Source organism: Salinivibrio sp. IB868 (assembly GCF_001995655.1).
In the GTDB taxonomy this organism is placed as follows: Bacteria; Pseudomonadota; Gammaproteobacteria; order Enterobacterales; family Vibrionaceae; genus Salinivibrio; species Salinivibrio siamensis.
The window spans coordinates 155,505-169,091 of sequence record NZ_MUEW01000003.1; the positions used below are offsets into that span (position 1 = coordinate 155,505).

Genomic DNA, 13,587 nt, shown 5'->3' on the forward strand with positions numbered 1-13,587 from the left:
GCTAAAGTTGGCGCCATTTAGCGGAGAACAACAGCGATAACATGGGAATGCTTAAAAAAATAAAGAAAAGTATTAGAGAGCGGAAGCAGCGGCATCGGAACCAACGGGATATTGAAAGCATTTTTGCCACGCGTCTTCGTCAAGAGCAACTTCACCAACAGATGCTTTCTCATTCAGCCTCACTGGTGACATCTAAAGCCTATTTTGATGCACCCTTGGTGGTGAGTTTAACCTCGTTCGCCGAGAAGGTGCACGAAGTGTACTTGGTTATCGAATCCTTGGCGCAGCAGACGTGCCCACCAAACCGCATCATTCTTTGGCTGGATGAGAAGGAATACAGTGACGTTAACCTGCCTCATTCTCTAAAAAGACAATGTGAACGTGGGCTGGAGGTGAGGTATTGCGACAATATCAAGTCGTATAAAAAGATCATTCCCACACTGACACTAGCACCAGAGGCCTATATTTTAACCGTCGATGACGACGTTATGTATCCGCACAGCATGATTGAAGGGTTAATTCGCACTTGCCGCTATCATCCGGGGCATATTTATGGGCATAGAGGACACAAAATCACCACCCGTGGTGGCGAAGTGCGACCCTACAAACGCTGGCAATACTGCGCTAGCTTCTCTGCACCCAGTCATCATCTGATGCTCACTGGCTGCGAGGGGATATTATATCCGCCGCAATCGCTTCATCCTGATGTGCTCGATCAGTCATTATTCATGCAGCTTGCGCCGAACGCCGATGACTTGTGGCTAAAAATCATGGCAATCCGCCAAGGCAGTCTGTGCATGAAAGTGCCATATAGCGATCCATCGCTTGCTTTAAAACGGCACCGTGCGATTGGTCTAGCGCAGGCGAACATTCGCCAAGGTGGCAATGATAAGCAACTTAACATGCTGCTTGACCATTATCCTGAGGTCAAACAGGCATTATTGGCTGATGCTAGCGCGTGATCACTTGTTGGTAGAGATCTTGATAGGTGATGGCGGTTTGGGAGATATCACACGCAGCCGCTTGCTGGTGGCTGCCTTTAATAAGGTGAGCTCGCAGCGCGTCTTGTTGAGCAATGTCCGCGATATGTTGTGCTAACTGATTGGCGTTGCCTGGCTCAATGAGATGTCCGGTGACCCCATGTTCAATGATATCAGGTATCCCGCCGGCTCGAGCGCCTATCACGGGTAGCCCTGCTGCCATCGCTTCTAAAATAACCGAGCCTAAGCCCTCTGTGTAGGAAGGATGGACAAGCAAATCGGCCGCTGCGAACCAATCTCCCATATTGGTTTGTTTACCCATAAAATGCACATTCGTGAGCCCCTGAGCTTGCGCCTCGAGTGACGCGCGCTCTTTGCCATCACCCAGTAAACAAAACTGGATGTTGGTGTCTTGTTTCGCAAGTTTGCGAGCCGATTCGATAGTGACGTCAAAACCTTTGTGGGCATACATGTTCGCCGCATGAATCACCAAAAACTGCCCCGGGAATCGTGATTTAATCTCCTCAACCCGAGAGGGTGAAACCGGGTAGCTAACTGGTGAGCTTGGGATCTTAACCCGTTGAGCGGCTGGATGATGTTTTTCAAGCTGACAGAGAATCTCCGAGCTCAAGCCGACCAGCGCACTGGCTTTGCGGTACGCAAATTGATTTAACCACTTTTTCTTTAAAGGGTTATCAATACGGCGTGTCACTATGTAGGGAACACGATGCAATAGGTGTTGAAGCAACGCCCAATAAATGGCGCGGCCTTCGTGGACATGGACCAGATCGCATGTTGCGGTGATTGAGCGCCCGTGTCGCCGAGTATAGTGCGGACAAAGCACGATCTGGCATTGAGGTATCGCACGGAGTTCGTTGACCAGCGGGCTTTTGGGGTTCACCACTGCGGTGAGCTGATAGCCCATTTGGGCTTGTTGCTGGATCAAGGTGAGGGTTTGACGTTCACCACCGCTAAAACCTGATGCGAGATTGACGTGACAAATGTGCATATTGTCACCACACCTTATTGAAGTCTTCGTTTTCTAATACTGTCGGATCGCGTTGAAACTCCAAGAGCTTGGCATATTTAAGGTAGCTATTAACGGCTGAGCTCAGTGCGACTGTCATACCGTCAACACCCCCTAAAAAGCCCCGTTGAAACAGATATTTGCGAATAAAGGCATTGAGTCCGTGTATAAACGGTGAGAATGCGTTGGCGCGCTTGCCCTTTTGATACATTATTTTCGCGGCACGGCCGCTAAAGTTACGCCCAGGTTTGGCAAAGAGCTGTCCGATGTTCTCAAAGGAGTAGTGGATAAGATCGCAATCAAGCTGTTTAGGATTTTTAGCCTGTACTGCCGCGTGTTGCTTAACCTCGGCAAAACGGGTTTTTGACTTGTTATACAAGCGAATGCAGTAATCTGGATACCAACCGCACTGTTTCACCCAGCGGCTACCAATATGGTTACGACGGCGAAAGGCAAAGGCGTCATGCTCAGTATTAGCCAAATCTAGCGCTTGGATTTGCTCCACTGCCTCTTCGGTAAGACGTTCGTCAGCATCAATACTGAGGATCCATTGATTGTCAGTGTGCGCCAAGCCAACGTTTTTTTGCAGGCCATCACCGAGGTAAGGCTGCGTGATAACAGTCGCATCAAGCTGCTCAGCAATGGCAATAGTGCGATCTGAGCTTTGCGAGTCAACCACCACAATGTCAGAACACACCTGCTGGAGCGACTCGATACAAGCTTTGATGTTTTTTTCTTCGTTGAGCGTAATGACGACGCCTGTGATCATGATGACCTCTAATAATTAATACTGGGAACGAGCCACGCGTGACGTGAACCAATGCAACAGTTTTAGGACTTTGAGTTTGAGTTTGAACATATAAGAGTCTTCTACACCATACATGGCCTTAATATGTCTTTTATACAAGTCTGAAGGCGCTCCTTTCCTTTTCAGGTGTTGTATATACTTAAAGCAAGACTTTTGAAACGGGTAATAGAGGCACCGCTTGCCAGAGTAAATATTATATATAGAGTCGACAATTGTTATATAGTTAAGCTGATGCTCTGCGTCATACGAAAGTTGATTGGTAATAGAGTGACTTCTTACTCGATAATAAATAATGCTGTTATCTACTATCTGTATCCTAGGTTCAAGAGAGAATACTTGCCAGTAGAACTCTTCATCCTCGTGGATGATACCTTCTTTAAAGGTGAGCCCTTTAATAAAATCATGTCGATAGAGTTTGTTCCAGACGACAAGCTCGAGTTGAAAAAAATTCCTCTTTAAATCTACCTCTTTATGCCTTTTTTTCTTATAAGGCGTGTAGTGATTGGTGCTCTCGTGATAGACAGTCGCACTTCCAGCAACAACGTCAGCCTTTGCTGAATTAGAGACCAAAATGGATATTGCGTCTTGAGCTAGCCAGTCGTCAGCATCGATGAAAAAGATGAATTCGCCAGTTGCAAGAGCAAGCCCAGTATTACGTGCCGCTGAGACTCCTTGATTCTCTCTGTCTACAATATGTAGCCTTCTATCTTTCTTCGCAAAGGATTTACATACATGAAGGCTACTATCAGTAGAGCCATCATTGATGCAAATAATCTCAAGGTTGTCATATGTCTGGTTAATCACTGACTCTAAACACTGAGCAATAAAAGCTTCAACATTATAGACAGGAATAATGATACTCACTTTTGGGTTATGCATGAGAGGCCTTTTTATACTCAGACACAATTTTTCCACAGCTGAACTGGGCCAACTTTTCATTAACGTAGGTTTGCTCTGCGTCCGACCATGACGAAGTGAGCGACTTGTGCATTTTATCGGCGAGCGGCTCAGGCTCTTGGGCGCTGAGGTACTTTTCGAGTTCACCACCCATTATTTGGTGCACTCCGCCGGGGGAGTCCGTGCAGACGATGCGCGTGCCACAGGCCAGTGCTTCAAGTAATACCATGCCGAGCCCTTCAAATCTTGAGCTCAGTACAAAAAGATCGGCGTGTTGAAACCATGGGAATGGGTTTTTCCGTGCACCTTTGAAAAACACGCGATGTTCAATATTGAGTGCTTTTACTGACGCCTCGATATTGTCTCTATCTTTACCTTCACCCACGATAACCAGATCGTGATGGATATCATATGTCTTAACAAGGTGCGCGTATGCTTCGACCAGTAATGTAAAGTTCTTTACTTGGGTGAGTCGCCCAAGGCCAAGAATAAAAGGTCGAGGGTGCATATCGGGCTCTACCTTGTCCGCCTGCTCACGGATATACACCTCGTTATTAGGGTTGCTAATCACTCTAGCTTGAGACGGCGTGATGGCATGTGTTTGAGTCAGGGATTGGAACGTGTTGTAGGCACCATCTGAGACGCAGACGATATGTTTCTTATCGAACAATGCTCGGTAAATAACGCCGGAGAAAATACCATATTGCTGTGGCTTGATAATGTTTTCGCAGACATAAACAAAGCGGTCATCATGCAACGGCCAGAGCTGTTCAAAGGTGCCTTGGCCACGAAAAATGACCAAATCAAACGGTCCTTTTTCTGCTTCGAGCCGCCGGAGTTTTCGCTTGAAGAAAAAAGCACTGGGATAAGCAAATAGCAGCGGGAAGGTCTTGCTGATGAACGCATTAAATAGTTTGCAAATCAGATAGTAAAATGCACCTATGCCCGTTTTCAATACTGATTGTTTAAGATCAAAAAGGCGGACGTCAACATCCGACGTTGGCTTTATATCTTGAGGTCGATTTTTGAGATAGATTAACGTGGCATCGTCACCATTGGCGGCGAATGCATCGGATAAATTAACCGCAACTCTCTCCATACCACCGAGTTTCAGACAATTGACGACAATCGCGACACGCATATCAGCGCTCATCCTGTGTGTTGTTTTTTATGTTTGCCAGTGAGTAAAAACAGCCTGACACAATCACAAAGGCAAATACGCCAAGGCTTCGGCTGTTAAAGGTTTCAAAGGCATTGACCGTTAGCCAGTAGATAAAAAAGGCGATAGAGAAGAATGCGACTATCTTACCGCTCTTCGACGTATCGCGAGCGACAAAGCAACGCGTAGCAAGCTGGAAATAGGTAAATAAAATCAGTGCAAAACCTGCCAATCCATAGGCGACCAGTGTTTCTACGTGGTTGCTATGTAAATGCGATAGGTTGCTATACATAGGCACTGTTTTTTTTAGCTCTGAGAGCTTGTCGGAAGAAGAGATAACATACCCAATTCCATTTTCACCCAGACCCACAAAGGCGGTATTTTGAAATACATCCCAAGCCGCTAACCAAGAATTCAGTCTTACGCCAACACTGGTCATCGGAATATTGTCTAGGTTGCCCTGGATAACACTAGAGATGACAGCACTCTCTTTTAGTGCTCGGTTTTGAATATAGTCAGATTGACTGACTGCAAACAGGGTGATGACGACAAACGCGTAGCCTAAGAGCAACTTCTTCTTTCCCTCAATGACGCCCACAAAGAACAGCAGTATCGGCGTTAATGCGATGACGATCGCGAGGGCAAGCCACACTTGTCGCGACTGGCTGACCAGTGTCAATACGAGGCCTAGGATGGCTGAAAGTGCAAAGAACGCGCGAAGCGTCCAGCGACTTTTGTCGACGAGATAAAAGCTAAACGCCGAAATAATCGCAATCACACCGCCCAGCATCGAGGTGTACTGCGCATTCTTTAAACCAAAGTCGACGCGGTGCGTGTGGAGCAGTTGCTGAATTTGGTTTGAGAAGTCGCTTTGTGTATAGCAAGCAATGAACACGCCCAGAACAAAGCAGGCGGCGAGCCCGATCACGGTGTCTTTTCGCCCTTGCAACGCGAGGCCGATGGGGACGAGCAAAAATAGTTTTGCCAACCGGTCGACATGTGGGTAGGCATTGGCAATGTCAGGAATATGCATCAAGCTGTTTGCCCAGCTCAGGCACTGGACGATAATTACTCCAAAAAACGCCCAGACAATGGGATCTTTTTTAAGCTGGGGCCAGTGGATATAAAGCAAAGGCAGACTCAATAGCAAAAAGCCGGCACGGAAGACTTCACCCACGTCAGGAAATGCGATCGCACACAAGGCATAACCGAATAGGAAAAAGCGGGTGATTTGGTAATACAACTGATGACTCAGGTAACGAGAACTGGATGATGCCATGCTGATACTGCTCACGGTAGAATCCTTTTTACAACTCGGCTCGGGGCGAGATCGTTTAAACATTTTAAGTGCCCTAGGGGACATTCGCGCTGGAAGCAAGGACGGCACTCGATATCCGTGTGCACAATATCGACCTTACTGGTCAGCGGCGGGGTATAATCGGGGGATGTTGAGCCGTAGATGGCTATCACTTGGCAGTTGACTGCCGCGGCGATGTGCATCAACCCCGAGTCATTGCTGACCACGGTTTGACACGCGCCTAAAAGGTCGACGGCTTCGATTAAGTTGGTTTTGCCTGCCAATACATGAATATTAGGCGCATGCTCTGCGAGAGCGGCAATTTTTTCACAGGTTTCAACATCTTTCGCCGAGCCAAAAAGCCAAATTTGGTAGCCTTGTTGATGCGCTTGGCGTGCGACCTCAGCATAGTGCTGTTCTGGCCACTTTTTGGCAGGCCCGAACTCGGCACCCGGGCATAAACCAATCACAGGTTTGTCTTGGTTTAATCCTAGTTTGGCGATGACGGCCGCTTGGGCGTCTGGGTCGATGTCTAGCGCCGGCTTAGGGAGGTTGTCGAGCCCACCCAGCGAGGCAGAGCTTTGCATCTCGGTGCGCGGGTGAGCGAGGGCAACATAACGCTCAACCATGTATTGAAACGCTTTCTTGTTGGGACGCAGGTCGTTGAGCAAGCCATAACGCATTTCACCTTTCCAACCCGTACGCGTCGGGATCCCTGCAAACCACGGGATCAGTGCGGATTTAGCAGAATTAGGCAACACGTAGGCGCGATCATAACCGTACTTTGCTAAGCGTTTCCCCAGTTGGTAGCGCTTACCAAGTGCCAATTCGCCATGGCCGAGTGGCATTTCAATGCTGCGATTAACCTCAGGCATGCGCGCGAGAATCGGCGCGCACCAAGCGGGCGCCATCACATCAATCTTGGCATCCGGGTGCTGTTGCTTGAGGGTTTTATACAAAGACTGCGACATCACCATATCGCCGACCCATGATGGGCCAATGATTAATACGCTGGTCATGATGCCCGTTTCCTCTTTGCTTCTTGGTAGATATTACGGCCGTCCTCGCGGGTACGAAGTAGCTGCAAGATCCACATGTATTGATCCAGCTGACCGTCGAGCATGGTTTCTATTTGTTGGTTCATCATGCGTGCGTCGGTGCGACTGTCTCCCGTTGGGAAGTCGTTAAACGCAGGGTGAACCTCGATGACGAACCGACCCGTCTGGGCATCAAAGCCTGACAGCACAGGGACAATATGCGAGCGGGTGACTTTGCTTAATTTGCCTAGACTCGGCAAGGTCGCTTTGGTGGTGGCAAAAAACGGCACGAACTCGCTGCTCTCATCTCGCATATCTTCGTCGGGCAAGTAATATCCCAAAAATCCGCGCTTAACTGCACGGATAAAGGGCTTAATCCCTGCTTCGCGCTCATAACAGTTACCGCCATATTGTACGCGTTGGCGATGCATCAGCCAGTCTAGTAGCGGGTTTTTTTGTCGTTTTGAGAATGCCGCCACGGGGAGCCCTTGCGAGGCAAATAAAATCGCGGCTGCATCGATGGCCCAAGTATGGGGCACAAAGAGGATCACCGCTTCGTCGTTATCAGTGTGCCGAGTGATATGTTCCATGCCAGTCACATCACAGTGGTGTTGAAACCACTGGCGACTGCGCAAGGTGATCAGCGGAAAGCTCAGCAAAAAAGCCCCTGCGGTGGTCAAGGTGTCGACTAATATGGCTTCGCGTGCTTGCGCGGATTTCTCGGGAAAGCAGGCTTCCAAATTAAGCCAGGCGTTAAGGATCGTGCCTTTTTTCTTTTTAACCAGTTTGCGCGCCACCCATTGTGCGAAGCGATGCTTACCGCGCGCCGGCACCAGAAGGCTGAAAGGCATTGCGATGAGTAGCATCAGCCACGTGCCCCAGTATTTAGGCGCTAAGTAAGCACGCGAGAACTCTGGGTTATACGCGTGCGCGTCGTAGTCGTGTCGCTGTTTTGTCATTGCTCTTTCTCGCGTCCCACTATCAAGGGGGACGAATTGCTTTTATTAGCGGTTGATTTCGGCTAGGTAAGCGGCGACACCTTCAGCCACGGTCTTAAAGGAGGCGGTGTATCCCGCTTCACGTACCTTGGTCAGATCGGCTTGTGTGTACGCTTGGTAGCGACCTTTTAGGTGGTCGGGGAAGGGGATCTCTTCAATCTCTCCTTGACCGTGGAAATCAATCACCGCACTGGCAACCGCACTAAAAGGCTCGGCGCGGCCGGTACCACAGTTGTAGATCCCGCTGATCTGTTGCTGCCAGAACCAAATATTCATTGCGCAGACATCACCGACATAGACAAAGTCACGCTTGAAGGTATCACTGCCCTCAAAAAGTTTGGGGTTCTCGCCTTTTAGAATTTGTTGATTGAGGTGATAAGCCACTGACGCCATGCTGCCTTTGTGCTGTTCGCGCGGACCATACACATTAAAATAACGGAAGCCAGTAATCGGTGGCAGAGTCTCGCCATGGGCCTTGGCATCTTCTTGCACACGACGGACATAGTTGTCGAACTGCTGCTTGGAATACCCATAGACATTCAGCGCGCCTTCATACTCTGGCGCTTCAATGAAGTTACTGTCGCGGCCGCCATAGGTGGCTGCTGACGAGGCGTAGAGAAAGGGGATATCGCGGTCAATACAATAATGCAACAGTTCTTTCGAGTACTCGTAGTTGTTGAGCATCATGTATTTGCCGTCCCACTCTGTGGTCGCTGAGCAAGCGCCTTGGTGGAAAATGGCTTCGATCGGGCCGAAGTTCTCTCCGGCCATGATTTGGGTAAGAAAATCTTCCTTATCCATATAGTCCGCGATGTCGAGGTCAACCAGGTTAACGAATTTGGTGCCGTCTTTGAGGTTATCGACCACCACGATGTCACGGTAGCCTTGCTCGTTCAGTGCTTTTACTAAGTTGCTGCCAATCATGCCAGCACCACCAGTCACAAAAATCATATCGTTACCTAATTCATCTCTATCTGACGACAGACCCCGTCGCCATCACTGTTGACTGTGATAGTATGGTCAAGCATCAACCGGGCAGAGGACTGAACCATACATGAAAACCCGAGACCGAATTATCCATGCTGCACTGGCTTTATTCAATCAACATGGTGAACCGAATATCACCACCAACCATATCGCAGCAGAACTCGGGATTAGCCCGGGCAACCTTTACTATCACTTCCGTAATAAAGAAGCGATTATACACAGTATATTCGACCAATACGCGCAAGATCTTGCCCTTGCCTTTGATCCTAGTCAGCCTCGTGATGATACCCAAGCCTTGCTGCAGCATTACTTGGACGCGACCTTTAGCTTGATGTGGCGTTATCGGTTTTTTTACGCCAATTTGCCGGACATTTTGCGTCGTGACGAAGCATTGCAACAAAAATATCTTGGGGCGCAGCAACAGCTACAAACCAACTTGATGACCATTTTGCATCATTACCGTCAAGCCGGTTGGCTGAGTCTCAATGACAGTGCTTTGTCTGCGGTCGGAGAAACGCTTAAGCAAGTGGCGTCGAGCTGGATTTTTTATCAAAGTGCACAAGCTCCCCAAACGCAAATTCATGCAGGGGTGATCTACAAAGGTATTTTGCAGATGCTGGCATTGTTACATCCTCTGACATCGGCACAGGGACAAATGGCTATCACTGCGTTGATAGACCACTACGAGCAGCAGTTAGTTCGCCAAGACTCACGCTCGCTGGACACATTGAACTGAGCTATCTCTCTAGGCGGTGGTGGCATTGCGCGATATTCGCCCAGCTTGTCAGTGATTACACGATATGAATCACTGTCTCGCGCCCCTTATTGGCACAAAACGCGCGAACGTGCCATGATAGCAAGCATTCATTCGTCGTACACAATGTGTGCGGCGGCCTTCCCAAAGTAATCATCACAGCACGGAGATTGCGATGACGGCTGCCTTCTACCAGCAAATCCGTCATCAGCTTGAGCAAGTTAAAGCTGATGGCTTGTACAAAAGTGAACGCCTTATTACCTCACCACAAGCGGCCAGTGTGGCCGTCAATCATGAACAGCAGGTATTGAACTTTTGCGCCAATAACTATTTGGGGCTCGCTAACCATCCTGAGTTGGTGGACGCTGCCAAAGCAGGCATGGATGAGCACGGCTTTGGTATGGCGTCGGTACGGTTTATTTGTGGGACGCAAGATGCGCACAAAACTCTGGAAGCCAAGTTATCTGACTTTCTCGGGATGGAAGATACCATCCTGTATTCCTCATGCTTTGACGCCAATGCGGGATTATTCGAAACCATTCTCGGCCCAGACGATGCCATTATTTCTGATGCGCTAAACCATGCGTCAATCATTGATGGCGTGCGCTTATGTAAAGCCAAGCGTTTCCGTTATGCCAATAACGATATGGACGAGTTGGAAGCCCAGCTAAAAGCGGCGAAAGCGGCCGGTGTGGCGAATATCTTGATTGTGACTGATGGTGTCTTCTCGATGGACGGCGTGGTCGCGAATTTGCCGGCTGTGTGCGATCTGGCGGAGCAATATGGTGCGTTGGTGATGGTGGATGACTCTCACGCGGTCGGCTTTATGGGCCAGAACGGTCGAGGCACCCACGAATATCATCAAGTGATGGATCGTGTCGACATCATCACTGGTACCTTGGGCAAAGCCATGGGCGGCGCGTCAGGAGGCTACACCTCAGGGAAAAAAGAGGTGATTGATTGGTTGCGTCAACGTTCGCGCCCTTACCTTTTCTCCAACTCGCTGGCACCGGCGATTGTATCTGCCTCTATTCGCGTACTGGATATGCTGGCCGAAAGTGATCACTTGCGTGAGCAGCTTTGGGACAACAGCCAACACTTCCGTGCACGCATGACGGAAGCTGGCTTTACCTTAGCGGGCGCTGATCATGCCATTATTCCTGTGATGCTCGGTGATGCCAAAGTGGCCAGTGAGTTTGCCGAGCGGATGATGGAAGAGGGTGTCTATGTGGTGGGCTTCTCCTACCCAGTGGTGCCCAAAGGGCAAGCACGTATTCGTACCCAGATGTCAGCCGCGCATACGCGTGAGCAACTGGACCGTGCCATTGATGCCTTCATCAAAGTGGGCAAAGAGATGAAATTGATTGGGTAATGTCATGACACAAACAACCATGAAAGCCTTGGCCAAACTCAAGGCGGAGCCCGGCATTTGGATGACGGAAGCCGAGCTTCCTGAGCTGGGGCATAACGATCTGCTGATCAAAATTCGTAAAACGGCCATCTGTGGCACCGATGTGCATATTTATAAGTGGGACGAGTGGTCACAAAATACCATCCCTGTTCCTATGGTGGTCGGCCATGAATATGTCGGTGAAGTCGTCGGCATTGGTCAAGAAGTGCGTGGCTTTTCACTGGGCGACCGTGTTTCTGGTGAGGGCCATATCACCTGTGGGCACTGCCGGAACTGCCGTGGCGGTCGTACCCACCTATGTCGTAATACCGTCGGGGTGGGGGTTAATCGCGAAGGGGCGTTTGCCGAGTATTTGGTGATCCCTGCGTATAATGCGTTCAAAATCCCCGATGAGATTTCGGATGACTTAGCCTCGATTTTTGACCCGTTTGGCAACGCCGTCCACACCGCGCTCTCGTTTGATTTGGTGGGCGAGGATGTGCTGATCACCGGTGCAGGTCCGATTGGGATCATGGCCGCTGCGGTGGCGCGCCATGTCGGTGCGCGTCATGTGGTGATCACCGATGTGAACGAGTATCGCCTCGAGCTTGCCCGCAAAATGGGGGTGACCCGTGCGGTCAATGTCGCCAATACCTCGCTGGAATCAGTGATGGAAGAGCTGGGGATGAGTGAAGGCTTTGATGTTGGCCTCGAAATGTCTGGTGTGCCGGCGGCGTTTAATAGCATGCTGACGGCCATGAATCACGGTGGCAACATAGCACTTCTTGGCATCCCACCCAGTGATATGGGGATTGATTGGAACCAAGTGATTTTTAAAGGCTTGGTGATCAAAGGTATCTATGGCCGTGAGATGTTCGAAACCTGGTACAAGATGGCGTCGTTAATCCAATCAGGGTTGGATTTAACCCCGATCATCACCCATCACTACAGCGTGGATGACTTTCAACAAGGCTTTGATGTGATGTGCTCAGGCCAATCAGGCAAGGTGATCCTCGATTGGCAGAACTAAATGCCACGATTGCCGCGTCCATGTTGAACCATGGCGATGGGCTCTGTTAGATGACAAACGCGCCCGCCGATGAGGTGGGCGTGTTTAATCCAGCCAAGGCACGGGGTTGGTGGTGTTGCCTTTACGGCGAATTTCGAAATACAGAGAAGGGGTGGATTGTCCACCACTGTCGCCGACCAAGGCGATAGCTTCCCCGGCAGTGACTGTATCGCCTACGTCTTTTAGCAAAGCTTGGTTGTAGCCATACAAGGTCATGTCCCCTTTGCCATGGTCAACGGCAATCAATAACCCATAGCCGCGTAGCCAGCTAGAAAGCACGACTTTACCAGCATGCGCCGCTTTGACCTCGGTACCGCGTTTGGCCCCAATTACGATACCATTCCACGAGACTTCACCTGACTGACGCTCACCAAAACGGTGGAGCAGCTTCCCTTGGGTGGGCCAGTGAAGTTTGCCTTTGGCTTTTCCAATGCCCGCCATTTTTACTTGTGCACGGCGCGCGGCCGCGGCAATTTGCTCTTGCAGCCGTTGCTTGTTTGTCTTGAGCTCAGCTAAATAAGCATTGTCGCTGGCAATTTTGGCCCGGATTTTTTTCGCGGTCTGGCTTTGCGAGGCTTGCTCCCGCTCCAGTGCTTGTTTTTTCTCGGTTAACTCTGCCACCAAGCTAGCCTGCTTATCACGTTGTTGTTTGAGCTGGTGGGCCGTGAGTTGATAATCGGTGCGGGTCGCAGCTAATGATTCGATCGCCTCCTGCATGGTGCTTGCTAGCACTTCAGCATACTTCGTGAGTCGGTCGAGCTTGGTAGGTGACTCTTGGCTAAGTAGACGTTTGAGCTGATCATGCTCGCCTTGGCGATATTGGGCGTCGATCAATTCGGCTAACTGTGCCTGCTGGGCAATCATCTCTTGTTTGAGTCGCGCTTGCTTTTTGCTTAGGCGCGTGATTTGAGCATCAGTCTGCTGCAGCGTTTGCTGGGCTTGGCGCGTTTTCTTAGACAGGGTATCAATGCGTTTCGACTGTGCTTTTAGATCGCTTTGTAACGCATTGAGCTTTTTATTGTGCGCCGCCAATTGCGATTGCTGGCGGGCAATTTCATCGCTCACTCCCTCTAGCTCAGAGTTGGCATTGGCTGAGCCAATCAACAGGCAGAGAAAAACGCCAGTGCATAATGCACTGGCGCGGAGGGTTTGGCTTAAGCGTGTTCGTTTCTCCCGCATAGGGG

At 49.8% G+C, this 13,587-nt stretch carries 13 protein-coding genes; 4 read left to right on the plus strand and 9 right to left on the minus strand.

Annotated elements, in window-relative coordinates:
• The first annotated feature begins 47 nt into the window (after window positions 1–47).
• Window positions 48–962, plus strand: a complete 915-nt coding sequence (locus BZG20_RS04255; RefSeq protein ID WP_077578230.1) for a hypothetical protein — start codon at window positions 48–50, stop codon at window positions 960–962.
• On the opposite strand, the gene BZG20_RS04260 is transcribed toward BZG20_RS04255, so the two are convergent.
• Genes BZG20_RS04260 through rfaD form a run of 8 tightly spaced genes read right to left on the minus strand, consistent with a single transcriptional unit; the run spans window position 952 to window position 9,154 of the window.
• Window positions 952–1,989 carry a glycosyltransferase family 4 protein gene (locus tag BZG20_RS04260; RefSeq protein ID WP_077578231.1) on the minus strand — a complete coding sequence of 346 codons (1,038 nt, stop codon included), beginning with the start codon at window positions 1,987–1,989 and terminating at the stop codon, window positions 952–954. The genes BZG20_RS04255 and BZG20_RS04260 overlap by 11 nt on opposite strands.
• Window positions 1,990–1,993: 4 nt before the next feature.
• Window positions 1,994–2,776 carry a glycosyltransferase family 2 protein gene (locus BZG20_RS04265; protein ID WP_077578232.1) on the minus strand — a complete coding sequence of 261 codons (783 nt, stop codon included), beginning with the start codon at window positions 2,774–2,776 and terminating at the stop codon, window positions 1,994–1,996.
• A gap of 15 nt (window positions 2,777–2,791) precedes the next feature.
• Complete coding sequence (locus BZG20_RS04270; RefSeq protein WP_158010014.1) at window positions 2,792–3,694, minus strand: glycosyltransferase; 903 nt, start codon at window positions 3,692–3,694, stop codon at window positions 2,792–2,794.
• Window positions 3,687–4,853 carry a glycosyltransferase gene (locus tag BZG20_RS04275; RefSeq protein ID WP_077578234.1) on the minus strand — a complete coding sequence of 389 codons (1,167 nt, stop codon included), beginning with the start codon at window positions 4,851–4,853 and terminating at the stop codon, window positions 3,687–3,689. The genes BZG20_RS04270 and BZG20_RS04275 overlap by 8 nt, the downstream gene beginning before the upstream one ends.
• Window position 4,854: 1 nt before the next feature.
• Window positions 4,855–6,165, minus strand: coding sequence for an O-antigen ligase family protein (locus tag BZG20_RS04280; protein WP_158010015.1), 1,311 nt, complete (start codon window positions 6,163–6,165; stop codon window positions 4,855–4,857).
• On the minus strand, window positions 6,162–7,187 hold the full coding sequence (waaF, locus tag BZG20_RS04285; protein ID WP_077578236.1) for a lipopolysaccharide heptosyltransferase II: 1,026 nt from the start codon (window positions 7,185–7,187) through the stop codon (window positions 6,162–6,164). The genes BZG20_RS04280 and waaF overlap by 4 nt, the downstream gene beginning before the upstream one ends.
• Window positions 7,184–8,164, minus strand: a complete 981-nt coding sequence (gene lpxM, locus BZG20_RS04290) for a lauroyl-Kdo(2)-lipid IV(A) myristoyltransferase (protein WP_046074706.1) — start codon at window positions 8,162–8,164, stop codon at window positions 7,184–7,186. The genes waaF and lpxM overlap by 4 nt, the downstream gene beginning before the upstream one ends.
• Before the next feature lie 45 nt (window positions 8,165–8,209).
• Window positions 8,210–9,154 (minus strand): ADP-glyceromanno-heptose 6-epimerase, encoded by a 945-nt coding sequence (rfaD, locus tag BZG20_RS04295; protein ID WP_077578237.1) that lies wholly within the window; start codon window positions 9,152–9,154, stop codon window positions 8,210–8,212.
• Between the two features lie 103 nt (window positions 9,155–9,257).
• Here rfaD and BZG20_RS04300 point away from each other — a divergent pair, with 103 nt between their 5' ends.
• From BZG20_RS04300 to tdh, 3 genes are all read left to right on the plus strand, one after another.
• A complete protein-coding gene (locus BZG20_RS04300; protein WP_046074708.1) occupies window positions 9,258–9,926 on the plus strand; it encodes a TetR/AcrR family transcriptional regulator in 669 nt (222 codons plus the stop codon).
• A gap of 193 nt (window positions 9,927–10,119) precedes the next feature.
• Window positions 10,120–11,316: a glycine C-acetyltransferase gene (locus BZG20_RS04305; protein WP_046074709.1), complete on the plus strand. Its 1,197-nt coding sequence runs from the start codon at window positions 10,120–10,122 to the stop codon at window positions 11,314–11,316.
• 19 nt (window positions 11,317–11,335) lie between these two features.
• Entirely contained in the window at window positions 11,336–12,364 is a 1,029-nt protein-coding gene (gene tdh, locus BZG20_RS04310) for an L-threonine 3-dehydrogenase (protein ID WP_100297960.1), read from the plus strand.
• A gap of 84 nt (window positions 12,365–12,448) precedes the next feature.
• Here the strand turns inward: tdh and BZG20_RS04315 are convergent, their stop codons facing one another.
• Window positions 12,449–13,582 carry a peptidoglycan DD-metalloendopeptidase family protein gene (locus BZG20_RS04315; protein ID WP_046074711.1) on the minus strand — a complete coding sequence of 378 codons (1,134 nt, stop codon included), beginning with the start codon at window positions 13,580–13,582 and terminating at the stop codon, window positions 12,449–12,451.
• Window positions 13,583–13,587 lie beyond the last annotated feature (5 nt).

What these genes read in the sequence shown, in the direction of transcription:
- BZG20_RS04305 (WP_046074709.1), top strand. Translation starts at nt 10,120, where the DNA reads ATGACGGCTGCCTTCTACCAGCAAATCCGTCATCAGCTTGAGCAAGTT.
- BZG20_RS04275 (WP_077578234.1), bottom strand. Translation starts at nt 4,853, where the DNA reads ATGCGTGTCGCGATTGTCGTCAATTGTCTGAAACTCGGTGGTATGGAG.
- BZG20_RS04255 (WP_077578230.1), top strand. Translation starts at nt 48, where the DNA reads ATGCTTAAAAAAATAAAGAAAAGTATTAGAGAGCGGAAGCAGCGGCAT.
- BZG20_RS04260 (WP_077578231.1), bottom strand. Translation starts at nt 1,989, where the DNA reads ATGCACATTTGTCACGTCAATCTCGCATCAGGTTTTAGCGGTGGTGAA.
- BZG20_RS04265 (WP_077578232.1), bottom strand. Translation starts at nt 2,776, where the DNA reads ATGATCACAGGCGTCGTCATTACGCTCAACGAAGAAAAAAACATCAAA.
- waaF (WP_077578236.1), bottom strand. Translation starts at nt 7,187, where the DNA reads ATGACCAGCGTATTAATCATTGGCCCATCATGGGTCGGCGATATGGTG.
- tdh (WP_100297960.1), top strand. Translation starts at nt 11,336, where the DNA reads ATGAAAGCCTTGGCCAAACTCAAGGCGGAGCCCGGCATTTGGATGACG.
- rfaD (WP_077578237.1), bottom strand. Translation starts at nt 9,154, where the DNA reads ATGATTTTTGTGACTGGTGGTGCTGGCATGATTGGCAGCAACTTAGTA.
- BZG20_RS04300 (WP_046074708.1), top strand. Translation starts at nt 9,258, where the DNA reads ATGAAAACCCGAGACCGAATTATCCATGCTGCACTGGCTTTATTCAAT.
- BZG20_RS04315 (WP_046074711.1), bottom strand. Translation starts at nt 13,582, where the DNA reads ATGCGGGAGAAACGAACACGCTTAAGCCAAACCCTCCGCGCCAGTGCA.
- BZG20_RS04270 (WP_158010014.1), bottom strand. Translation starts at nt 3,694, where the DNA reads ATGCATAACCCAAAAGTGAGTATCATTATTCCTGTCTATAATGTTGAA.
- lpxM (WP_046074706.1), bottom strand. Translation starts at nt 8,164, where the DNA reads ATGACAAAACAGCGACACGACTACGACGCGCACGCGTATAACCCAGAG.